The sequence below is a fragment of the Variovorax sp. H27-G14 genome (assembly GCF_046156345.1).
GTDB lineage: Bacteria > Pseudomonadota > Gammaproteobacteria > Burkholderiales > Burkholderiaceae_C > Variovorax.
The window spans coordinates 501,722-522,401 of sequence record NZ_JAYLVN010000002.1; the positions used below are offsets into that span (position 1 = coordinate 501,722).

General features: G+C 63.6%; 23 protein-coding genes and 1 pseudogene. 13 read left to right on the forward strand and 11 right to left on the reverse strand.

Annotated elements, in window-relative coordinates; all coding sequences use genetic code 11:
• Nucleotides 1-4 precede the first annotated feature (4 nt).
• Together VLK31_RS07885 and lexA are read right to left on the reverse strand one after the other, a co-directional pair.
• Nucleotides 5-382, reverse strand: coding sequence for a hypothetical protein (locus tag VLK31_RS07885; RefSeq protein ID WP_409167821.1), 378 nt, complete (start codon nucleotides 380-382; stop codon nucleotides 5-7).
• Nucleotides 383-519: 137 nt separating this feature from the next.
• Complete coding sequence (gene lexA, locus VLK31_RS07890) at nucleotides 520-1,203, reverse strand: transcriptional repressor LexA (RefSeq protein ID WP_409167822.1); 684 nt, start codon at nucleotides 1,201-1,203, stop codon at nucleotides 520-522.
• A gap of 73 nt (nucleotides 1,204-1,276) precedes the next feature.
• On the opposite strand from lexA, the gene VLK31_RS07895 reads away from it, so the two are divergent.
• Nucleotides 1,277-2,242 carry an asparaginase gene (locus tag VLK31_RS07895; protein WP_409167823.1) on the forward strand — a complete coding sequence of 322 codons (966 nt, stop codon included), beginning with the start codon at nucleotides 1,277-1,279 and terminating at the stop codon, nucleotides 2,240-2,242.
• A gap of 32 nt (nucleotides 2,243-2,274) precedes the next feature.
• On the opposite strand, the gene adk is transcribed toward VLK31_RS07895, so the two are convergent.
• The 6 genes from adk to VLK31_RS07925 all read right to left on the reverse strand — a co-directional run bounded on the left by adk (nucleotide 2,275) and on the right by VLK31_RS07925 (nucleotide 6,158).
• Nucleotides 2,275-2,931: an adenylate kinase gene (adk, locus tag VLK31_RS07900; protein WP_409167824.1), complete on the reverse strand. Its 657-nt coding sequence runs from the start codon at nucleotides 2,929-2,931 to the stop codon at nucleotides 2,275-2,277.
• 136 nt (nucleotides 2,932-3,067) lie between these two features.
• Nucleotides 3,068-3,841, reverse strand: coding sequence for a 3-deoxy-manno-octulosonate cytidylyltransferase (gene kdsB, locus VLK31_RS07905; protein WP_409167825.1), 774 nt, complete (start codon nucleotides 3,839-3,841; stop codon nucleotides 3,068-3,070).
• A complete protein-coding gene (locus VLK31_RS07910) occupies nucleotides 3,838-4,020 on the reverse strand; it encodes a Trm112 family protein (RefSeq protein ID WP_007836935.1) in 183 nt (60 codons plus the stop codon). Before VLK31_RS07910 ends, kdsB begins: the two co-directional genes overlap by 4 nt.
• Entirely contained in the window at nucleotides 4,001-5,032 is a 1,032-nt protein-coding gene (gene lpxK, locus VLK31_RS07915; RefSeq protein ID WP_409167826.1) for a tetraacyldisaccharide 4'-kinase, read from the reverse strand. The genes VLK31_RS07910 and lpxK overlap by 20 nt, the downstream gene beginning before the upstream one ends.
• Complete coding sequence (locus VLK31_RS07920) at nucleotides 5,033-5,458, reverse strand: ExbD/TolR family protein (protein ID WP_409168046.1); 426 nt, start codon at nucleotides 5,456-5,458, stop codon at nucleotides 5,033-5,035.
• A 67-nt stretch (nucleotides 5,459-5,525) separates the two neighbouring features.
• Entirely contained in the window at nucleotides 5,526-6,158 is a 633-nt protein-coding gene (locus VLK31_RS07925) for a MotA/TolQ/ExbB proton channel family protein (protein WP_409167827.1), read from the reverse strand.
• 313 nt (nucleotides 6,159-6,471) lie between these two features.
• Here VLK31_RS07925 and xseA point away from each other — a divergent pair, with 313 nt between their 5' ends.
• On the forward strand, nucleotides 6,472-7,764 hold the full coding sequence (xseA, locus tag VLK31_RS07930; protein WP_409168047.1) for an exodeoxyribonuclease VII large subunit: 1,293 nt from the start codon (nucleotides 6,472-6,474) through the stop codon (nucleotides 7,762-7,764).
• A gap of 142 nt (nucleotides 7,765-7,906) precedes the next feature.
• Entirely contained in the window at nucleotides 7,907-8,488 is a 582-nt protein-coding gene (locus tag VLK31_RS07935) for a superoxide dismutase (protein ID WP_409167828.1), read from the forward strand.
• Nucleotides 8,489-8,557: 69 nt separating this feature from the next.
• Here VLK31_RS07935 and VLK31_RS07940 read toward each other — a convergent pair whose 3' ends face one another.
• The 3 genes from VLK31_RS07940 to VLK31_RS07950 form a co-directional block, all read right to left on the reverse strand.
• Nucleotides 8,558-9,016, reverse strand: a complete 459-nt coding sequence (locus tag VLK31_RS07940; protein ID WP_409167829.1) for a DUF192 domain-containing protein — start codon at nucleotides 9,014-9,016, stop codon at nucleotides 8,558-8,560.
• A gap of 97 nt (nucleotides 9,017-9,113) precedes the next feature.
• Nucleotides 9,114-9,311, reverse strand: a complete 198-nt coding sequence (locus tag VLK31_RS07945; protein WP_409167830.1) for a hypothetical protein — start codon at nucleotides 9,309-9,311, stop codon at nucleotides 9,114-9,116.
• Between the two features lie 154 nt (nucleotides 9,312-9,465).
• On the reverse strand, nucleotides 9,466-9,789 hold the full coding sequence (locus tag VLK31_RS07950) for a cell envelope biogenesis protein TolA (RefSeq protein ID WP_409167831.1): 324 nt from the start codon (nucleotides 9,787-9,789) through the stop codon (nucleotides 9,466-9,468).
• Nucleotides 9,790-10,007: 218 nt separating this feature from the next.
• Between VLK31_RS07950 and icd the strand changes: the two genes are divergently transcribed.
• From icd to clpA, 10 genes and pseudogenes are all read left to right on the forward strand, one after another.
• On the forward strand, nucleotides 10,008-11,267 hold the full coding sequence (icd, locus tag VLK31_RS07955; protein WP_409167832.1) for an NADP-dependent isocitrate dehydrogenase: 1,260 nt from the start codon (nucleotides 10,008-10,010) through the stop codon (nucleotides 11,265-11,267).
• Nucleotides 11,268-11,638: 371 nt separating this feature from the next.
• On the forward strand, nucleotides 11,639-14,353 hold the full coding sequence (gene tssH / locus VLK31_RS07960; RefSeq protein ID WP_409167833.1) for a type VI secretion system ATPase TssH: 2,715 nt from the start codon (nucleotides 11,639-11,641) through the stop codon (nucleotides 14,351-14,353).
• 30 nt (nucleotides 14,354-14,383) lie between these two features.
• Nucleotides 14,384-14,625 (forward strand): annotated as a pseudogene (locus tag VLK31_RS07965) (type VI secretion system contractile sheath small subunit); the annotation flags it as partial.
• 203 nt (nucleotides 14,626-14,828) lie between these two features.
• A complete protein-coding gene (locus VLK31_RS07970; RefSeq protein WP_409167834.1) occupies nucleotides 14,829-15,314 on the forward strand; it encodes an Hcp family type VI secretion system effector in 486 nt (161 codons plus the stop codon).
• Nucleotides 15,315-15,499: 185 nt separating this feature from the next.
• The gene (gene tagF / locus VLK31_RS07975) at nucleotides 15,500-16,234 is read left to right on the forward strand and encodes a type VI secretion system-associated protein TagF (protein WP_409167835.1); all 735 of its coding nucleotides are present in this window, start codon (nucleotides 15,500-15,502) and stop codon (nucleotides 16,232-16,234) included.
• Complete coding sequence (locus VLK31_RS07980; protein ID WP_409167836.1) at nucleotides 16,231-16,794, forward strand: hypothetical protein; 564 nt, start codon at nucleotides 16,231-16,233, stop codon at nucleotides 16,792-16,794. Before tagF ends, VLK31_RS07980 begins: the two co-directional genes overlap by 4 nt.
• Nucleotides 16,791-17,105: a hypothetical protein gene (locus VLK31_RS07985; RefSeq protein WP_409167837.1), complete on the forward strand. Its 315-nt coding sequence runs from the start codon at nucleotides 16,791-16,793 to the stop codon at nucleotides 17,103-17,105. The genes VLK31_RS07980 and VLK31_RS07985 overlap by 4 nt, the downstream gene beginning before the upstream one ends.
• On the forward strand, nucleotides 17,102-17,716 hold the full coding sequence (locus VLK31_RS07990) for a hypothetical protein (RefSeq protein WP_409167838.1): 615 nt from the start codon (nucleotides 17,102-17,104) through the stop codon (nucleotides 17,714-17,716). Before VLK31_RS07985 ends, VLK31_RS07990 begins: the two co-directional genes overlap by 4 nt.
• 137 nt (nucleotides 17,717-17,853) lie before the next feature.
• Nucleotides 17,854-18,213, forward strand: a complete 360-nt coding sequence (gene clpS / locus VLK31_RS07995) for an ATP-dependent Clp protease adapter ClpS (RefSeq protein ID WP_409167839.1) — start codon at nucleotides 17,854-17,856, stop codon at nucleotides 18,211-18,213.
• Between the two features lie 67 nt (nucleotides 18,214-18,280).
• On the forward strand, nucleotides 18,281-20,602 hold the full coding sequence (gene clpA, locus VLK31_RS08000) for an ATP-dependent Clp protease ATP-binding subunit ClpA (RefSeq protein WP_409167840.1): 2,322 nt from the start codon (nucleotides 18,281-18,283) through the stop codon (nucleotides 20,600-20,602).
• The last annotated feature ends 78 nt before the right edge of the window (nucleotides 20,603-20,680 follow it).

Consider the following 20,680-nt stretch of genomic DNA (forward strand, 5'->3'; position numbering starts at 1 on the left):
TGCGTCAGTGCAGCCGCGTCGAGCGGTGGGCCGTGGCCATGATCTCGGCGGTTTCGAGTGCGGCCAGGCGGTCGAGTTCGGCACACACGTCCGCCATGCGACCGGAGATCACGACGCGGTCGTTGCGCTGCTGGCCCTTGCCGTCGACCACGCGAACCACGCGCAGCGGGCGTGCGGGTGCCGTGGCCACCGCGGGCGTTGCGGTGATGCCGCCAGCGCGGGTGGTGCAGGCGGGGCGCACGGCAACGTAGCGAAGACCTGCGGAGCTGTCGTTGGCGTCGAGATGGTCCCTGGCGTGGGGCCTGCGCGTCGGGATCAGGCGGTTGGCCAGCGACTGCAGCGGCATCCAGAAATCAGCAATGGCGAGAAGGGCGATTCCCATGTGAACTCCAAAAAAGTATGAGGTTGAACACAGGCAGGATTTCTTGAATCGGCCGCGACAGGGTGATGACGACTTTGCGCCATACGCCCGCCACCTGTCGCGGCCGGATGAGTGCTGCTGCCAGCAGGCCGCGAGGCCTACATCAGCATGGTGTTGCGGATGAGGCCGACCGCAAGGCCTTCGATTTCGAAAGGCTCGCCGGGCTGGACGATGATGGTCGGGTAGTCAGGGTTCTCGGCGTGCAGCTCGATGACCAGCTTGTTGCGCTTCAGGCGCTTCACCGTCACCTCTTCGCCCAGGCGCGCGACCACGATCTGGCCGTTGCGCGCTTCCTTGGTGGCCTGCACGGCGAGCAGGTCGCCGTCCATGATGCCGGCGTCGCGCATCGACATGCCGCGCACCTTCAGCAGGTAGTCGGGCTGGCGCTGGAACAGCGTGTTCTCGACGTAGTAGGTCTTGTCGACATGCTCTTGCGCCAGGATAGGCGAGCCGGCGGCAACGCGGCCGATGAGCGGCAGTGCCAGCTGGGCCATGCCGGGCAGCGACAGCGAGAACTGGCCGCCTTCGCGGTGGCGCGTTTCAGTGAGCGAGCGCAGGGCGTCGCCCTTGAGGCGAATGCCGCGCGAGGTGCCGCTCACCAGCTCGATGACACCCTTGCGCGCCAGCGCCTGCAGGTGTTCTTCGGCGGCATTGGCCGACTTGAACCCCAGCTCGTTGGCGATTTCGGCGCGCGTGGGTGGGGCGCCGGTGCGGGCGATGGCACTCTGGATCAAGTCCAGGATCTGCTGCTGGCGGGCTGTAAGCTTCACTGCGAACTGCATATGTGGTTCCTTGCGGCACTGGCTAGATATCCAGTACCTGTATTTTTAACCAGTTTTTAAAAGTTGACAAGTCATGGTCAATTCCTTTTCAGCTGAAGTGCAACGCGTGGTGGTTCTGGGCACTGGCGGCACCATCGCCGGCAAGGCCGCCAGCAGCGGCGACAACATCGGCTACACGGCCGGGCAGGTGGGCGTGGCCGACCTGTTGGGCGGCATCGATGCTCCGACTGGCGTGACGCTGGTGGCGGAGCAGGTGGCGCAGGTGGACAGCAAAGACATGTCCTTCGAGATATGGCGGCAACTCGCGCAGCGCTGCGCGCATTGGCTGGCGCAGCCCGACGTGGCGGGCGTGGTCATCACGCATGGCACCGACACGCTGGAGGAGACGGCGTTCTTCCTGCACTCGGTGCTCGCAGCGGCCAAACCGGTGGTGCTGACCTGCGCGATGCGCCCTGCAACGGCGCTGGCACCGGACGGACCGCAGAACGTGCGCGACGCCATCAGCGTGGCCGCAACCAAGGGTGCGCAGGGCGTGACGGTGGTATGTGCCGGCACGGTCCACAGCGCGGTGGACATCCAGAAAACGCACACCTATCGGCTCGACGCTTTCGGCTCGGGCGACGCGGGGCCGCTCGGCTATGTGGAAGAAGGGGACGTGCGCCTTGTGCGCTCATGGCCCGAAGGCGGCGGATCGCAGGCGTCGAAACCCGTCGGCGCGGGCGCGGTGACGTGGCCGCGCGTGGAGATCGTCATGAGCCATGCGGGCGCGAGCGGCGCGGTGATCGATGCGCTCATGAGCGCGGCCGTCCTTGATCCCTTGCGGGGCCTGGTGCTCGCAACCACCGGCAATGGCACGGTGCATCACGCGTTGGAAGAGGCGGCGCTGAAGGCGCAAGCCGCGGGAATTTCGGTGGTCCGCGCGACGCGTTGCATGAGCGGAAGGATCCTGCCCAAGGCAGGCGAGCAGTTGCGCGATGCGGGCGCTCTGACGCCGGTGAAGGCGCGCATCGCGCTGATGCTGGAACTGCTCGGGGAATAAAAAAGCCGCCCTGTGAAAGGGCGGCTGCGAAATCAGTTGCTCAGTGCGGCCAGCGCACGCTGCGTGATTTCATCGACCGTGCCCACGCCCTTGATGGCGCGGTACTTGGGCGCGGCGGCTGGGTCGGTATTGGCCCAGGCCGAGTAGTAGTCCACCAGCGGACGCGTCTGCTGGCTGTACACGTCCAGCCGCTTGCGCACGGTTTCTTCCTTGTCGTCTTCGCGCTGGATCAGTTCCTCACCGGTCACGTCGTCCTTGCCTTCCACCTTGGGCGGATTGAACTTGACGTGGTAGGTGCGTCCCGAAGCCGGGTGCGAGCGCCGACCGCTCATGCGCTCGATGATGTCGCTGAAGGGCACATCGATCTCGAGCACGTAGTCGAGCTTCACGCCGGCCGCCTTCATGGCGTCGGCCTGAGGAATGGTGCGCGGGAAGCCGTCGAACAGGAAGCCGCTGCCGCAATCGGCCTGCGCAATGCGTTCCTTCACCAGATTGATGATCAGGTCATCGCTGACCAGTGCACCCGCATCCATGACGGCCTTGGCCTGCAGCCCCAGCGGCGTCCCCGCCTTGACGGCGGCGCGCAGCATGTCGCCGGTCGAGATCTGGGGGATGCTGTATTTCTGGCAGATGAAGGCCGCTTGCGTGCCTTTGCCCGCCCCGGGCGCGCCCAGCAAAATTAGTCTCATGGTGTCCTCGGACGGTTCTTAGATTTTGTGTCGCACCCAGCGTCGGCCCCAGGGCTGGGCAAGGCGGAATTGCTTCGAGGATAGCATGCGTGTCCTCGACGAAATCTCCGCGCTTCCCGCAGGTGACACGGCCTTTTCAGCCCCTGGAGTTGGCGGCGAAGACGGCGCGCACCCGCGCAAGGTCTTCGGGCGTGTCGATGCCCGGACCGGGCGCAACGTGGCTCACATGCACCGCAATGCGATGGCCGTGCCACAGCGCACGCAGCTGTTCCAGCGCTTCCGTGGCCTCGACAGGCGCCGGCGGCAGCGACGGAAAGCTGCGCACGAAGCCAGCGCGATAACCGTAGATGCCGATGTGGCGCAGCGGCGCCGGCGTGGGCAGCACGGTGGGTGCCGCCCCATGGGCGGAGCCGTCGCGCCACCACGGCACCGGGGCGCGGCTGAAGTACATCGCGTTGCCTTGCGCGTCGAGCACGGCCTTCACCACGTTCGGGTTCATGAAGTCGGTGATGGAATCGATTTCGTGCGCGGCGGTGCTCATGGCGGCTTCGGCATGGGAGGCCAGCGTGGCCGCGACCGCGTCGATCAGGGCGGGGTCGATCAAAGGCTCGTCGCCCTGCACGTTCACCACGATGTCGTCGCCGTCCAGACCGAGTTGCTCGCAGGCTTCGGCCAGCCGGTCGGTACCGCTCGGATGGTCTTGCCGGGTCAGGATGGCCTCGACGCCATGTGCCCTGCAAGCCGAAATGATGGAAGGGTCGTCGCCCGCAACGACCACGCGCGCCGCGCCCGATTCGCTGGCACGCTGCGCCACGCGCACCACCATCGGCACGCCGGCGATGTCGGCCAGGGGTTTGTTGGGGAGCCGTGTCGACGCCAGCCGCGCTGGCACCAGAACGGTGAAGCTCACAGCCCGAGCTCTTCGTCGGACAGCGTGCGTGCTTCGTTTTCCAGCAGCACGGGGATGCCATCGCGCACTGGGTAGGCGAGGCGCGCGCTGCGCGAGCAGAGCTCCTGCTTCTCGGGGTTCCAGGTCAACGGACCCTTGGTGACGGGGCAGACGAGCAGTTCAAGCAGCTTGGTATCCATCGAGCGATGATAACTTTGCGTCGAGCGCGTTGAAGAATTCCGCAGAGGGCGTGAATGCCAGCGGCACGGCCAGCGCAGCGGGCGCTTTGCGCCACAACTTGACGGCGTCCTTCTCCGTGCAGACCAGCGTTCGCCCGGCGGTGGAAGGCTGCTGCCAATCGCTGAAATCATGGTGATCGGGCAGGGCGATGGTCTCGGCCAACGTGAGGCCGCGCGCGCGCAGCATCTCGAAGAAGGCTTCGGGCCGCGCGATGGCCGCCAGCGCGATCAGGGGTTGACCGCCCAGGGTGCTCAGCGGGATGTGGCGACCGTCCTGGGTCAGCGCCTCCGGGGCGAGCTGGCGCGTGGCGGTGTAGCCGCCGGCGAAGGCAGGGTGCGCTCCGCTGTGCAGCACCAGGTCGACCGGGCGCGGCCAGGCTTCGCGCAACGGGCCGGCAGGCAAGCGCCAGCCATTGCCGATGCCTCGATCGTCGAACACGCAGATTTCGATATCGCGCGCCAGCGACAGGTGTTGCAGCCCGTCGTCGCTGACGATGACTTGCGTGGCCGGATGCCTGGCGAGCAATGCGCGCGCCGACTCGATGCGCCTGCGCGCCACGAACACGGGCGCCTGGGTAACGCGATGAATCAGCGCGGGTTCATCGCCCACGTCGAGCGGATCGCTGTCGGCGAGCACTTCACGGCAGTCGTCGGTGCGCCGCCCGTAGCCGCGCGACACCACGCCCACCTGCAGCCCGCGCGCACGCAGGTGCTGCACGACGGCCATGACCACCGGCGTCTTGCCCGCGCCACCCGCGATCACGTTGCCGACCACGATCACCGGCACCGGCACGTGTTCGGCCCGAAGCCATTCGAGCCGGTACAGCAGGCCCCGCAGGGCGAAGATCGCGCCATACAGCAGCGACAGCGGCCACAGCACGCAGGCCAGCGGGCCGCGCCGCAACCATGCGCTCTGCAGCCGCGAGGCCGAAGAAGGCGCGCCGGTGTTGCTGTGGCCTTCGGAAGCAGGCACTCAGCGTCCGGCTTGCGCCGTCGACTGTGCCGCGAAGGTGATCTGCATCAAGCCGGCGCGGCGTGCGGCCTCCATGACCGTCACCACCGCCTGGTGCGGGCTGGTGGCGTCGGCGCTGATGATCACCACGCTGTCCTTGCCGCCAGTAGCTGCGGCGGCAAGTGCGGCCGCCACGGTCTCCACGCTGCGGTCGGGCAAAGCGGTCTTGTTGATCGCGTAACGGCCGTCGGCCGACACCGACACGATCACTTCCTTGGGGTAGTCGCGCTGTGCATCGACGTCCGCCGTCGGCAGCCGCAGCTGCATTTCCGTGAACTTGCTGTAGGTGGTCGACAGCATCAAGAAGATCAGGATCACCAGCAGCACGTCGATGAACGGGATCAGGTTGATCTCGGGCTCGTCGCGCGCGCCGTGGCGGAACTGCATGCGGCCGCGGGTCATGACAATCCTCCGCCGGTCCGCGCAGCACACGCAGTGGCAAGCGTGCGGGCCATCATTTGCGCAGGGCGTTCAGGTGGCGGGCAAAACGTTCACCCGAGAGCTCGAGGTTCAGCAGGTACTCGTCGACGCGGGTGCGAAAGTAGCGCCAGAAGATCAGTGTGGGAATTGCCACGATCAGGCCGAAGGCAGTGTTGTACAGCGCAATCGAGATGCCGTGCGCCAGCTGCGCCGGGTTGCCCGCGCCCACCGCGCCGTTGACCGGCGACTGCGAGCCGAAGATCTCGATCATGCCGATCACCGTGCCCAGCAGACCCAGCAGCGGCGCGGCCGAGGCGATGGTGGCCAGCGCGGGGAGGTAGCGCTCCAGCTTGTGCGCCACGGTGCGGCCCGAGGCTTCCATGGCGGCGCGCAGGTCGTCTTCGGTGCAGCGCGGATTGGCGTTCAACGCGCGCAGGCCGGCGGCCAGCACCTGGCCGAGCATCGAGTTGCGTTCCAGCTTGGTCACCACGTCGGGCCCCGGAATGGCGCCGTGCGACACGGTGATGGTTTCGTCGAGCAGCTTCGGCGGCAGCACCTTCACGGTCTTCAGACTCGTGAAACGTTCTATAACCAGCGCGAGCGCAACAACTGAACAGGCGAGCAAAGGCCAAATGGGCCAACCCGCGGCAACTATGATGGAAAACAAGAAATTCCTCCGGTCCGTAGACTGCAAATGCGCGGCGATTATCCACTGAGCCCACCATCGTCACGCGCCTTGTTTCGATGTCGGCAAAGACGCACAGATTCTGTGGATAACTTTGTGACTAACCTGCTGCGCAACACCTCCAAACCCGCATGGGGCGGCCTTTTCGCTAGAACGACTGAATTTTGAGCAGCACTTTTTTCAATGAAATCAATGGCTTGCACGAGGAACCGTGCACCTGTTTCGCTATTGCAGGCCCATGGGGCGGGTCCGCTGCGTGTTGTGGAAGAGTGGCATCGGGCCACGCGAGTGGGGCATGAGCTTGCGTGACGCGAATTCCGCGCCCGGACCGCGCGTGTGGGCGGTCGGCGCGTTGTGCCGCGCAGTGGCCGACGCGCTCGATGCGCGCTTCAATCCAGTCACGGTGCGAGGCGAGATTTCGGGCTTTTCGCGTGCGTCCAGCGGACACTGTTATTTCTCGCTGAAGGACGAATTCGGCCAATTGCGTTGTGCGATGTTCCGCCGCGCGGCCGGCCTGCTCGACTTTTCACCGCGCGACGGCGACCAGGTCGAGGTGCGCGGACGCCTTGCGGTCTACGAGCCGCGCGGCGACCTGCAACTGGTGGTCGAGAGTCTTCGGCGTGCCGGGCAGGGCGCCTTGTTCGAGCAGTTCATGCAGCGCAAGGCGAAGCTGGAAGCCGAGGGGCTGTTCGACGCGGCCCGCAAGCGGGCATTGCCGACCATGCCGCGCGCGGTCGGCGTGGTCACTTCGCTGGGGGCGGCGGCGTTGCACGACGTGGTCACGGCGCTGCGGCGGCGCGTTCCTCACATTCCGGTGGTGATCTCGCCCGCCGCGGTGCAGGGGGCCAACGCCCCCGCCGAACTGGTGCGGGCCTTGCAAACGCTCTACGATTTTGAGCCCGCCGTCGACGTCATCCTGCTGGTGCGCGGCGGTGGTTCGATCGAGGACCTCTGGGCCTTCAATGACGAAGCCCTGGCGCGCACCATCGTGCAAAGCCCGGTGCCGCTGATCAGCGGCGTGGGGCATGAAACCGACTTCACCATTGCCGATTTCTGCTCTGACCTGCGCGCGCCCACGCCCACGGCCGCGGCGGAGCTGGTCAGCGCGCCGCGTGACCTGTGGCTAGGTGCGCTCGAACTGCTCGATGAGCGGCTGAGCGATGCGCTGGGCGGGCGTCTCGATGCGCTGGGGCAGCGTCTTGACCAGGCGGCGGGGCGGCTGGGGCGGCCTTCCAACCTCGTGGCGCGACAGCAGCTTCGCTTGGCGCACCATGCGCAGCGCCTGCAGTACGCGGTGGCGTCCAGCCGTGAGCGACTGGCGCAGGTGCCGCGTGCAATCGCGGCCGATTTCCCCGTGAAATTCGAGCGCGCGCTGACGCAGCGTCGCGAGCGGCTCGAGCGAGTGGCCTTGCGTCTGCGGTTGCTCGACCCTGCGCTGGTCCTGCAGCGCGGCTATGCATGGCTCACGGACACGGACGGTCGAGCAATCGTCAGCGCCGCGCAACTTGCGCCGGGCGATGCCGTGAAGGCGCGGCTTGCCGATGGCGAGGTCGACATGAGCGTCACGCCGCCGGGCGGCGCGCGTTAGCCAGCGCGTCACACCGCCGGGCGGTGCAGCCAAAAGAAGGGCGTCACACCGCCGCGCGGTGCGACGGGCCCGCGTCCGACGCAGCATCAATAATTAATTCCTAGAATCCTTGATTCCCACAACCAACCCACGAGAAAAAACCATGGAACATGTGCTCCCACCCCTGCCGTACGCACTCGACGCACTCGCACCTGAATATTCGAAGGAAACCCTCGAATACCACTACGGCAAGCACCACAACGCCTATGTGGTGAACCTCAACAACCTGCAAAAGGGCACCGAGTTCGAAGCCCTGACGCTGGAAGAAATCATCAAGAAGGCCAGCGGCGGCATCTACAACAACGCCGCGCAAATCTGGAACCACACCTTCTTCTGGAACTGCATGAAGCCCCAAGGCGGCGGCGCTCCCACCGGTGCGCTGGCCCAGGCCATCGATGCCAAGTGGGGCAGCTACGACGCCTTCAAGGAAGCCTTCGTGAAGTCGGCCGTGGGCAACTTCGGCTCAGGCTGGACGTGGCTGGTGAAGAAGGCCGACGGTTCGGTGGACATCGTGAACACCGGCGCCGCCGGCACGCCGCTTACCACGGCCGACACCGCGCTGCTGACGGTGGACGTGTGGGAACACGCGTACTACATCGACTACCGCAACCTGCGCCCGAAGTTCGTCGAAACCTTCCTGGCCAAGCTGGCCAACTGGGACTTCGCCGCAAAGAACTTCGGCTGAGCCCGAGTTTCGCGCATGAAAAAGCCGACCCGCGGGTCGGCTTTTTTGCATGCTTCAGGCAGCGAATGCTCAGCGTTTGGTGGCTGAGAACAACTCGCCACCGAGCTTCGCGCCCTTCTTGATGTTTTTCTTGGCGAACCAGCCTTGGTTCATTTCGAGCACATAGCGCACCGGCTCGAGCGAGCAGTGCGAGTTCTCCGTCATGGGCTGCATGTCGACCAGGTTGACGATTCGGCCGTCGTCGGCCACGAAGGCAGCGGTCAGCGGCAGGATCGTGTTGCGCATCCAGAAGCACTGCGTGGCAGGCTGCTCGAACACGAAGATCATGCCCTCGGCCTGTGGCATTTCCTTGCGGAACATCAGGCCGATCTCTCGCTGCAGCGGCGTTTGCGCAACCTGCGTGTCGATCTTGTACAGGCCCACAGACAGCTGCGTGCGTGGCAGGTCGGTCTGGGGTTGCTGCTGGGCATGCGCTGGCATCACGAAAGATGCGGACGCGAGGAGCAGGGCGGCGAGATGCTTGAACATCGGACGACTCTTTCACGGCGGGGTCAGGGCCCGGCCTTAACCAAAACTGCCAATAAAAATGCCCGCTGATGCGGGCATTGCCGGTGAGCTGGAAAGCTTACACCTTCTTGGCAGCGGCCGTGTGGGCCTTGGCCACGTGGCGAACCTTTTGCTTCTTGGCAGCGACGTGCTTCTTGGCAGACACGTGCTTCACAGCCTTGGGGGCAGCGGGAGCAGCGGCGGTGGGTGCAGCTTGTTGAGCGAATGCACCGACAGCGAAGAGACCAGCAACCAGGGCGGCGAGCAGCTTGTTCATGAAGAGATCCTTTGAAATTCGTTGATTTGGATTGCCCTTCCTGCGGAAGGTAGACATTCAACGGGCCCTGCGTTGTGCGGTTGACAGTCATCTGGCTGGTGAAGGCGAAAAAAAAGCGCTCTGTTCGAGCGCTTTTTTCTGGAGGCCAGCCGAATTACTTCGGGGTGCCGCCTTGGGTCGACTTGCGCTTGACGCTGCCGTCCTTGTTGCGACGACGCTGGTCGCGCGACTCGGCACGCTTTTCGCCGGAAGCAGCAGCCTTGTCGCCACCGATGGCGCCGCCTTCGGGCGTCTTGGCTTCGTCACCAGCCGGAGCCTTGACCATGCCTGCGGGCTTGGCAGCCTTCTTGGCTTCAGCGCGTTGTTGCGACTTGCTGTTGGTCGCGTTGCCTTGTTCGGGCGTCATACCAGCCGGGTTTTGGGCATAGGCGCCAGCGGCAAACAGGCCAGCGATCATGACTGCGAGAATTTTGCTCATTGAAGATTCCTCTATCGAGAATTGGTTGGAAACGCCTCCCGGCGAGCAGAAGGTCAGCCACTAACGAGGCCGATGGCCCTACGGTTGACAAACGCTTGCTGATGGGTTGCGTCTAAAATGTACAGCGATTTGTTCATGGGCTGTACAGCGAATCCGCCCCGTGTCTGAATTCGCTGACAGTTGTCAAAATTAAGTCAATCCCGGAGCCATTTCCCCTCATGTCCAGTTATCAGCACATCAAAGTCCCGACCGAGGGTCAGAAGATCACGGTCAATGCAGACAACTCGCTCAATGTGCCTGACGAACCGGTCATCCCCTACATCGAAGGCGATGGCACCGGCCTGGACATCACCCCCGTCATGCTGAAGGTGGTCGATGCGGCGGTGGCCAAGGCCTACGGCGGCAAGAGGAAAATCCATTGGATGGAGGTCTATGCGGGTGAAAAGTCGACCAAGGTCTACGGACCCGACGTCTGGCTGCCCGAGGAAACGCTGCATGCGGTGCGCGACTACGTCATTTCCATCAAGGGCCCGCTGACCACTCCCGTGGGCGGCGGCATCCGCTCCCTGAACGTCGCGTTGCGCCAGGAACTCGACCTCTACGTCTGCCTGCGCCCCATCCGGTACTTCAAGGGCGTGCCCAGCCCGGTGCGCGAGCCGCACAAGACCAACATGGTGATCTTTCGCGAGAACTCGGAAGACATCTATGCCGGCATCGAGTTCGAAGCCGAAAGCGACAAGGCCAAGAAGCTCATCAAGTTCCTGCAGGAAGAAATGGGTGTCAAGAAGATCCGCTTCCCGAACACCTCGGGCATTGGCGTGAAGCCTGTGTCGATCGAAGGCACCGAGCGTCTGGTGCGCAAGGCGCTGCAATACGCGATCGACAACGACAAGCCCAGCGTCACCTTGGTCCACAAGGGCAACATCATGAAGTTCACCGAAGGTGGCTTTCGTGACTGGGGCTACAACTTGGCCGCCAAGGAGTTCGGTGCCGAACTGATCGATGGCGGCCCCTGGATGAAGTTCAAGAACCCGCGCACGGGCAAGGACATCATGCTGAAGGACAGCATTGCCGACGCGTTCCTGCAGCAGATTCTGTTGCGGCCTGCCGAATACAGCGTCATCGCCACGCTCAACCTCAATGGCGACTACGTGTCCGACGCGCTGGCCGCGCAGGTCGGCGGCATCGGCATTGCGCCGGGCGGGAACCTGAGCGATACCGTCGCCATGTTCGAGGCCACGCACGGCACCGCGCCCAAGTACGCCGGCAAGGACTACGTGAACCCCGGTTCCGAGATCCTCTCGGCCGAAATGATGTTGCGCCACATGGGCTGGAAGGAAGCGGCCGACCTCATCATCAGCGCAATGGAGAAGTCGATTGCCAGCAAGAGGGTCACCTATGACTTCGCACGCCTGATGGACGGTGCCACGCAAGTGAGCTGCTCGGGCTTTGGCCAGGTAATGATCGACCACATGTAAACGCCATTCTGCGTCGCCGGCATCTTGCGATGTCGGGCATCAGGCCCTTGCAGTTCCGAAGCGGAATTCAAGGGCCTTTTTGTTTGCCTGTTGACTCGCTTGCGAGGTATTGAAATTGATTCTTTAGCAGTACAAACGAAAAGACGCTCCGGACAAATTTCACAAATCGATCGCCCTCTTTTTTGACGTAACGATTGGTAGAAACTGTGCCTCGTTCGCACCCCAGGAAGGCCTCCAGAATCGCGCCAATTCCAGAAAGCATAGAGGGTCGAAATGGGCAAGACAAATGAGAAAACGGGCGTGTGTGTCGCGCATTTCGCCGCAGGGTCGTCATGCGTGGTGGTGGCATCCGCCAAGCCTGGAATCGCCCCATGACGGTCGCTCGCCGTGCCTTGTTTGGCGAGCTCAACCTCACGCTGTTCAAAAGCATCGAATCCGCCACCGCCTTCGCGCGGCTCAGCGGCAATCCCTGTGTCGAATTGGTGTACTGGCTTCACCAGCTCTGGCAGCGCAATGACAGCGATCTGCAGCGTATCTGCCGCCACTACAACCTCGATTCACATGCCATTGCGCAAGACATGGCGTCTGCGCTCGCGTCACTGCCTTCGGGCGCAACCTCGCTCTCCGATTTCTCACGCCACATCGAAGTGGCCATCGAACGTGCCTGCGCGCTGTCGCGCCTCGAGTTCGAAGACCATTGTGTGCGCAGCGCCTGGTTGCTGGTCGCGTTGCTGCAGACAGCCGAACTGCGCTGCATGCTGCTCGCCATTTCGCCTGCATTTCAGCGCATTCCTGCGGATCACCTGGGCGACGTTGTCAGAGCCATCATTGCCGACTCCCCCGAGCAGCACGAGGAAGCTCACGACGGCTCCGGCTTGCGGTCCGCGCTGGCGGGAGAAGCCAGTGGCGCTATCTCCGGCACTGTCGCAGGCCCTTCTTCATTGGCCAGGTACTGCACCGACCTGACCGAGCGGGCGCTGAGTGGGCACATCGGTCCAGTGATCGGCCGCGCGCATGAGATTCGCACGATGGCCGACATCCTGCTGCGTCGCAGGCAGAACAACCCGTTGTTGACCGGCGCGGTCAGCGTGGGCAAGACTGCCGTCGTCGAAGGTCTTGCGTTGGCCATCGTGAATGGGGAGGTGCCTCCGTCACTGCGCGGCGTGCGACTGCTCAGCCTGAATGTCGGTGCGCTGCTGGCCGGTACCAGCATGCGGGGCGAGTTCGAATCGCGGTTGAAGTCATTTCTCGACGAGGCAAGCAAGCCGGCTCAGCCGGTCATTCTCTTCATCGACGAAGTGCACAGTCTGCTCGCCGCTGGCGGTCAATCGGGCACTGGCGATGCGGTCGGCCTGCTCAAGTCGGCGCTCGCGAGCGGCACCTTGCGTACCGTGGGCGCGACCACACGGAGCGAGTACAAGCGCCATATCGAGAACGACCCCGCGCTGGCCCGGCTGTTCCAGCCCTTGCATGTAGCGGATCCGGAAGAGGCCGCCGCCATAGAGATCGTGGGCGGGCTCGTCACCAAGCTGGCGGCCCACCATGGCGTCACAGTGCTCGACGAGGCCGTGAAGGCCGCGGTCAGGCTGTCGCATCGCTACATTCCCGCGCAGCAGTTTCCCGACAAGGCAATCAGCCTGATCGACGCCGCATGCGCGCGCGTGGCCATGTCCTTGCACACGCCACCGTCCGCGGTCGCTCGATTTCGCGCGCAAACGGCGGCTTTGCAGAGCGAGCTCGACCTGCTGGTCAAGGAGCATCCTGTCATGCGGAGCACCAACAGTCGTGAGAAGGCTGTGCTTGCTGCCAAGGTGAAGTTGGTCGCAGTCACCGGCGAACCGGCATCGCACGAAGCGCGTTGGCGCGAAGAGTTGGCGGCGGCCGCGCAGATTCATGCATTGAGACGGAGTGAGGGAGAGCGCCAGAAGAGCGCAGCAGAAGAGGCGGGCTGCGCCGGGGGCATGCCGCTCCTGGTGCAGCCTATCGCCCTGAAGCCGGGTCTTCTCGCGCGCCAGAAAGACGCACCGTCGACCTTTGCCCAGGTCGACGAATACGTGGTGGCAGCCATCGTGGCCGAATGGACCGGTATTCCGGTCGACCAGATCGTGAGGAACGAAGTCGCCACGTTCTTCAACCTGCAGTCCAGGCTGGAAGAGCGCGTCATAGGCCAGAGCATTGCCCTCTCGGCCATCGCCGAGCGCATGCATCTTGCGCGGACTCGGCTTGCCGATCTGCACAAGCCAGTGGGTGTGTTCCTGCTTGTGGGTCCGTCAGGTGTTGGAAAGACTGAAACGGCCCTGGCATTGGCGCAGGTCATGTATGACGGGGAGCAAAACCTCGTCACCATCGACATGGGTAAATTCCAGGAGCCGCACACCGTGTCGACCCTGAAGGGTTCGCGCGCAGGTGGTGTGGGCTACGGGGAAGGCGCTGTCTTGACAGAAGCCGTGCGGCGCAACCCTTACAGCGTGATCCTGCTTGATGAGATCGAAAAGGCGCATCCCGATGTGCATCAGATCTTCTTTCAGGTGTTCGACAAGGGCTGGATGGAAGACGGCGATGGGCGGCACATCGACTTCAGGAACACCACGATCCTGTTGACAAGCAACACCGGCGCGGAACTCATCGAGAGGCTGCGCAAAGACGTTGCGCTCATCCCCAACCTCGAAGTCCTGTGTGAAGCGTTGCAACCGATTCTGCGCACGGTGTTTTCAGCTGCGTTCCTGGGGTGCCTGTCCGTCGTGCCGTACCTGCCCCTTGGCGCGCGCGCGTTGGCCGACATCGTTGTAATGCATCTCGACCGCGTCGTCGACCGCATGAAAGAGCAGCACGGCATCGAACTGGTCTACGCGCCCGCCGTGGTCACCGAGGTCATTGCGCGTTGCACGACCCACGAAACCGGCGCTCGCCGCGTGCTCGGCTTCATCGAGCAGAAGTTGCTGCCCATTCTTTCCAGGCAATGGCTCGATGCCCTGCATGAGAGACGAACGATCACCCGGATGTCCATCGATGTTCAGGTCTGCAGCCTTCCGGGCCAGGACTTGCAAGGAGGGCTGCCCATCGTCTGCCACACCGAGTACGCGTGATCTTTTTCTTTTTCTTCAGCAGGGAGTTTCATGGCCAGCAACAACAGCAGTCAGAAGTTCATTGCCCGTAACAGGGCACCACGCGTGCAGATCGGGTACGAGGTGGAAACCTGCGGTTCGGAAAAGAATATCGAGTTGTCCTTCTCCAGGGGCGTGCTGGCTGATCTTTCCGGTCGAGTCGACCAAGTGCTGCCGCCGGTAGCCGAGCACACGTTCTCGACCTCGACAACTTCGATGAGCGCATGAAGGCGATTCAGCCGCGCGTTGCGTTCCCAATGTCATTTCCAGCTCGAAGGCCTGACCGTTTCGCCGCGGCTCGCTGCCAAGCCGTCATCAATCAAGGACGCAGCCTGATTGCAGTGCTGCCCGTCATTCGATGGAAGTGGCGCGCAGGCGCCACCCATGCATCCGTTCAACGCGTCACTAGGGACGCTTGAGCATTTGTCATATCCAAAAATCTGGTTCGGGAGTTTTCATGGCGCAAGACATTTTTCTGAAGATCAACGGCATCGAGGGTGAGTCGCAGGATGCCGAGCACAAGAACGAGATCGAGGTGCTGGCCTTCAACTGGAAGGTTTTCCAGGAGTCCACCATGCATTCGGGGTCTGGCGGCGGCGCCGGCAAGGCCACGGTGGAGGACCTGAAGTTCGACCACTTCGTCGACCGATCGAGCCTCAACCTCATGAAGTACTGCCTGACCGGCAAGCACATTCAGGAAGCCATGCTCACCGTGCGCAAGGCGGGTGGCAACCCGCTGAACTACCTCAAATTCACGTTCAGCGACGTGATCATCACGGCCATTCAGCCCTTCGGTTCGAACGCCGACGAGATGCGCGTCAAGGAGCGCGTGCGCCTGTCGTTCTCGAAGATCAAGCAAGAGTACGCGGTGCAGAACGCGCAAGGCGGCAGTGGCGGCGCGGTGACGGCCGGCTACGACATCAAGGGCAACAAGGAGTCCTGAGTCCTTTTTCGCTCGGCCCCTGGCTTCTTGCCAGGGTTTTCGACCTCGGGGCGCGCGGCGCGCCTGTGCGCGTCGCCCGACCTCGGGGTCGGCTTTTTATTTGCAGACCTGCTCACTTGTTCCAACCGCTCGCCTATGGACAACGAAAAACTCTACGACGCACTCGAAGGCAGGGCGGCCTGACCATGTGGAACGCACTGTTCGGTGACTGGGGTATCACTCCGCCCGCTCTGTGGGGCAAGTTGCCGGGGCACTCGGATTTTGTGCGCAGCGGCGTGCGCCGTGGCGAACAAGAAGCGTGGGTGTCGTGGCTGGACGAGCAGGATATCCATGCCGGTGGACCCGCTGCGATAACAGCCCGGGCCGGTCCCATCGCGTTTGTGTTGCCTCCCGACACCCTCGCATTTGCCCGGCGACGGTTTGTGGTCGGCGTGATTGCGCCGTCAACCGACAGGGTAGGGCGCCACCATCCCGTGGTCGTTTACCAGCAGGCCCGCCCGCGTTGGGTGCAGAAGCACTTCGAAGCGCAGCTGCGCCAGCCGCGTGACTGGCAGTTCTGGTTGACTCGCGCGCTGGCTCGCCATGCACGCGCGGGCGGGCCGGCCGACCTCAAGGCCACTGTGTGGACGGTGAGGGCGTTGTGGCGCAACCAGAGGCAGGCATGCATTGCGACAGGGGACGAGGCCCAAGCCGATGTGCATGCCCGCCGCGCATGCGCACTGCTAGACCGGGGCGCGGGCGCTGCACCTTCGTACGACATTAGCGCGCAATTGCACGGCGTTCGTTATCTGCCGTGGGCCGACTGGCCGCAGCGTTTGTCGGGCGCAGGCGTTGAGAGCGCGTTCTGGCAGCAGGATGCACAGGGGCGCTTTGTCGGTGCCGCCAACCGGCTGCACAGGCTCTGGGGTGTCGCTCCATGACCAAGGCAGGCCCCGAGGACGTGCCCTTGGAAGGCCGCAACGTCGCGCCGCTGCGCCTTCTGCTGACCCACAGCCATGGTGAGCCACGCAGCAAAACGCTGCACATTTCCCCCGAAGGCGCAGGTATGGCAGAGGCGCTTGCACAATGCGGTGAGCGCGAGGACGACGCCCAGTGGCGACTGGCCAATCTGTGCCGCATCCAGTGGAGCGACGGCGCTCGATGCTGGCAACTGCTCAACAACAGCTACACGCTGATGTGCGTGCACAACGGCGAGCGTGTGCGGTCGGGCTGTCCGGTGCGTTTGGCATATGGCGATCTGCTCGAATTGGGGTTGCTGCGCTTCATGGTGCAGCCTTGGGAGGCATCCACGCGCGAGGGAAGGTCACGGGCCCCGGTCGTGGGCTCTGTCGCCGAAGGGCGGGAGTCTGCGGAGCAGCCCGCGCCGGGTTTCGGGTTGAGCGATCTGGCTGCTTACGGCGGCAGCAGTGGGACGATGTGGCTCCTTCACGGCGGGTCTGTCGATCGCTTCTTCCGGAGTTGTTTGCTTGGCGCACCATGACCCTCGTTCCCCCATTTGTCAGCCTTTCGACACTCTCCCCGGTGCTTCACGGTGCCTCTCGCCCGTACGGGTGCAGTCTTGAACACGAAGCGGAGTACGCCGTGCTGATGCCGCGCGTGTCCTCCTGCAGCGAGGTCAGCAATTGCATCAGCGCGTCCCGCGAATGGTTCGAAACCCATGAGCCCCGCAGCCCGGTCGCCATTTTGCTCAGGCAGGCCGGGCGCATGGTCGGTCGGCGCTTTTCCAAGATCGCCTGCTCGATTTCGTTCGATTCGCTGCGCAGCGGTGACGCACCCCGGGAGGCACCATGACCGTCAATTTCCCGCTTGGCATTGCCGCCATCTGCTTTGCTGTCGGGCTGCTTGGCGCGGCTCTGGCCGCCTGGGTTTGCGCGCGCAGTGCCCGCTTGCGGCTGGAGGCTCAAAGTCATGCGTTTGCGCTGGCCCGGGAAAAGGCCGGGCGCGACCTGCAGCAGGCTTTGCTGTGCATTCCGCAGTGGATGCAGCAAACCGTTCGCCTGGAACTCGAGCTGCTGGGAAGGCAGCAGGCCGAACGCTGGAAGGACTTGGTGCGTGAACAGCAGCGCTGGCACGCGGAGCAGGACCGTTTGCATCAGGCGCAATGGCATGCGGTGCTCGCGGCTTCCTCCGGCCTGCGCCGTCAGGAGCCGGTGCCTGCCGCACCAGCGATGACCCCTCCCAAGACGACGCCAGCGCCGACGCCCGTGCCGCTGCGTGCCCGGCCGCCCGAGCCGCAAAAACTCCCTCTGGCTGCACCGTCCGCGATGGCCGTTCAGACACCGCCTGAGCAGGAGCTGACCGACGAAGAAATCGATGCCTTGCCGCCCGAGTTACCGGCGCCGGCGCCCCCAGCCGGAAAAAAATGGCCTGCGCCCAGAAGGCCCGTGCTGCGCAATATATAAAGGACCGGCTGCCAGCCGGTTTTTTTATTCCTGATTTCAGTTGTCGCACACGGCCCAAGGCTCTTGATTTGTCGAATACGCGCCACCAAGTCTTTCTGCGCCGGCACGGTGCTTGCACGCTCTATAGAATCTTTTTCATGGCAACGAGAATTCCTAAAACTCCGAACACCCCGCCGGCGCAGAAACCGGCCGGGGATGACGGAGATTCGGTCGTACTGGAGCGCCGGCCGCAGAAAACTGCGCCGCCCCAGATGTACCAAGTGGTGATGCTGAACGACGACTACACCCCCATGGAGTTTGTCATCGTCGTTCTGCAGGAATATTTCAGCAAGGATCGCGAAAGCGCGACCCAGATCATGCTCAAGATCCACCTCGATGGCCGCGGCGTGTGTGGGGTCTATTCCCGCGACATGGCGGCCACCAAGGTCAATCAGGTGATGGAAGCCGCTCATCAAGCAGGGCATCCGCTTCAGTGCGTCAGCGAACCAGTTGCATGAACCAGTTGAATTGCGCAAGCTCCAACCCATCTGAGAACTTATTTACAGCAAGGCAAAAGGAAATCACATGATTGCCCAAGAACTGGAAGTCAGCTTGCACATGGCCTTCGTCGAGGCCCGGCAGCAGCGCCATGAGTTCATCACCGTAGAGCATCTGCTGCTCGCTTTGCTGGACAACCCGAGTGCCGCGGAGGTTCTGCGTGCCTGCTCGGCCAACGTCGACGACCTGCGGGCGTCGCTCACCAACTTCATCAAGGACAACACGCCCCAGGTGGCGGGTTCCGACGATGTCGACACCCAGCCCACGCTGGGTTTCCAGCGCGTCATTCAACGCGCCATCATGCATGTGCAGTCCACCGGCAACGGCAAGAAGGAAGTCACCGGCGCCAACGTGCTGGTCGCGATCTTCGGTGAGAAGGACTCGCACGCCGTGTACTACCTCCACCAGCAGGGCGTGACCCGGCTGGACGTGGTCAATTTCATTGCCCACGGCATCAAGAAGAGCGACCCGCCCGAAGCCGTCAAGGGCAGCGGCGAAGCGCCTTCCAGCGAAGGCGAAGAGGGCGGCGGCGAACGCAACGAGAAGGCTTCGCCGCTCGAGCAGTTCACGCAAAACCTCAACCAGCTTGCCAAGGAAGGCAAGATCGATCCGCTGATCGGGCGCGAGTACGAGGTCGAGCGCGTCATTCAGATCCTGTGCCGCCGGCGCAAGAACAATCCGCTGTTGGTGGGTGAGGCTGGCGTGGGCAAGACCGCCATTGCCGAAGGTCTGGCATGGCGCATCACGCAGGGCGAAGTGCCGGAAATTCTGGCCGAGTCGCAAGTGTTCTCGCTCGACATGGGCGCGCTGCTGGCGGGCACCAAGTACCGCGGTGACTTCGAACAACGCCTGAAGGGCGTTCTCAAGTCGCTCAAGGACCGGCCGAACGCCATTCTGTTCATCGACGAAATCCACACGCTGATCGGTGCAGGCGCAGCCTCTGGCGGCACGCTCGACGCGTCGAACCTGCTGAAGCCGGCGCTGTCCAGCGGCCAGCTGAAGTGCATCGGCGCCACCACCTTCACGGAATACCGCGGCATCTTCGAGAAGGACGCGGCCCTGTCGCGTCGTTTCCAGAAGGTCGACGTGGTCGAGCCGTCGGTGCAGGAAACCGTCGACATCCTGAAGGGCCTGAAGTCGCGCTTCGAAGAGCACCATGGCGTGAAGTACGCGGTGGCCGCCCTGCAGGCCGCCGCCGAGCTCAGCGCCAAGTACATCAATGACCGTCATTTGCCCGACAAGGCCATCGACGTCATCGACGAAGCCGGTGCCGCCCAGCGCATCCTGCCGCCGAGCAAGCGCAAGAAGACCATCAGCAAGACCGAGGTCGAGGAAATCGTGGCGAAGATCGCGCGCATTCCCCCGGCCAACGTCAGCAACGACGACCGCGGCAAGCTGCAGACCATCGAGCGCGACCTGAAGAGCGTGGTGTTCGGCCAGGACAAGGCGCTTGAAGTGCTCGCCTCGGCGGTCAAGATGGCGCGTTCGGGTCTGGGCAAGGGCGACAAGCCGATCGGCTCGTTCCTGTTCTCCGGCCCCACGGGCGTCGGCAAGACCGAAGCGGCGAAGCAGCTGGCCTACATCATGGGCATCGAGCTGATCCGCTTCGACATGTCGGAGTACATGGAGCGTCATGCGGTGAGCCGCCTGATTGGCGCGCCTCCGGGCTACGTCGGGTTCGACCAGGGTGGTCTGTTGACCGAAGCCGTCACGAAGAAGCCGCACTCTGTGCTGCTGCTCGACGAAATCGAGAAGGCGCACCCCGACATCTTCAATGTGCTGCTGCAGGTCATGGACCACGGCACGCTGACGGACAACAACGGACGCAAGGCCGACTTCCGCAACGTCATCATGATCATGACGACGAATGCGGGCGCCGAGACCATGAACAAGGCGACCATCGGCTTCACCAACCCGCGCCAGGCGGGCGACGAAATGGGCGACATCAAGCGCTTGTTCTCGCCTGAATTCCGCAACCGGTTGGACGCCATCGTCAACTTCAAGGCGCTCGACGAAAACGTCATCCTGCGCGTGGTCGACAAGTTCCTGCTGCAGCTGGAAACCCAGCTCACCGAGAAGAAGGTCGACGTCACGTTCAGCGACAAGCTGCGCAAGCACCTGGCCAAGAAGGGCTTCGATCCGTTGATGGGCGCGCGGCCGATGCAGCGCCTCATTCAGGACACGATCCGTCGTGCACTGGCCGACGAGCTGCTGTTCGGTCGCCTGACCGACGGTGGCCGCCTCGAGGTCGACCTCGACGACAAGGACGAAGTGCTGCTCGACATCCAGCCGCACCCGAAGAAGGAAGGCAAGTCTAAGCCTGAAGCGGAAGAAGCCGCAACCGGTTGAAAGAACCGGGCGGTTCGCGGCCGATGAGGCCGCGGGCCTGCCTCCAAAGCGCCTGAAAAGGCCGGTAGCATTCGCGCT

Coding starts and splice junctions, on each gene's coding strand:
- VLK31_RS07885 (WP_409167821.1), bottom strand. CDS start 382: ATGGGAATCGCCCTTCTCGCCATTGCTGATTTCTGGATGCCGCTGCAG.
- lexA (WP_409167822.1), bottom strand. CDS start 1,203: ATGCAGTTCGCAGTGAAGCTTACAGCCCGCCAGCAGCAGATCCTGGAC.
- VLK31_RS07895 (WP_409167823.1), top strand. CDS start 1,277: ATGGTCAATTCCTTTTCAGCTGAAGTGCAACGCGTGGTGGTTCTGGGC.
- adk (WP_409167824.1), bottom strand. CDS start 2,931: ATGAGACTAATTTTGCTGGGCGCGCCCGGGGCGGGCAAAGGCACGCAA.
- VLK31_RS07910 (WP_007836935.1), bottom strand. CDS start 4,020: ATGGATACCAAGCTGCTTGAACTGCTCGTCTGCCCCGTCACCAAGGGT.
- VLK31_RS07920 (WP_409168046.1), bottom strand. CDS start 5,458: ATGCAGTTCCGCCACGGCGCGCGCGACGAGCCCGAGATCAACCTGATC.
- xseA (WP_409168047.1), top strand. CDS start 6,472: ATGAGCTTGCGTGACGCGAATTCCGCGCCCGGACCGCGCGTGTGGGCG.
- VLK31_RS07935 (WP_409167828.1), top strand. CDS start 7,907: ATGGAACATGTGCTCCCACCCCTGCCGTACGCACTCGACGCACTCGCA.
- VLK31_RS07940 (WP_409167829.1), bottom strand. CDS start 9,016: ATGTTCAAGCATCTCGCCGCCCTGCTCCTCGCGTCCGCATCTTTCGTG.
- VLK31_RS07945 (WP_409167830.1), bottom strand. CDS start 9,311: ATGAACAAGCTGCTCGCCGCCCTGGTTGCTGGTCTCTTCGCTGTCGGT.
- VLK31_RS07950 (WP_409167831.1), bottom strand. CDS start 9,789: ATGAGCAAAATTCTCGCAGTCATGATCGCTGGCCTGTTTGCCGCTGGC.
- icd (WP_409167832.1), top strand. CDS start 10,008: ATGTCCAGTTATCAGCACATCAAAGTCCCGACCGAGGGTCAGAAGATC.
- tssH (WP_409167833.1), top strand. CDS start 11,639: ATGACGGTCGCTCGCCGTGCCTTGTTTGGCGAGCTCAACCTCACGCTG.
- VLK31_RS07970 (WP_409167834.1), top strand. CDS start 14,829: ATGGCGCAAGACATTTTTCTGAAGATCAACGGCATCGAGGGTGAGTCG.
- tagF (WP_409167835.1), top strand. CDS start 15,500: ATGTGGAACGCACTGTTCGGTGACTGGGGTATCACTCCGCCCGCTCTG.
- VLK31_RS07980 (WP_409167836.1), top strand. CDS start 16,231: ATGACCAAGGCAGGCCCCGAGGACGTGCCCTTGGAAGGCCGCAACGTC.
- VLK31_RS07985 (WP_409167837.1), top strand. CDS start 16,791: ATGACCCTCGTTCCCCCATTTGTCAGCCTTTCGACACTCTCCCCGGTG.
- VLK31_RS07990 (WP_409167838.1), top strand. CDS start 17,102: ATGACCGTCAATTTCCCGCTTGGCATTGCCGCCATCTGCTTTGCTGTC.
- clpS (WP_409167839.1), top strand. CDS start 17,854: ATGGCAACGAGAATTCCTAAAACTCCGAACACCCCGCCGGCGCAGAAA.
- clpA (WP_409167840.1), top strand. CDS start 18,281: ATGATTGCCCAAGAACTGGAAGTCAGCTTGCACATGGCCTTCGTCGAG.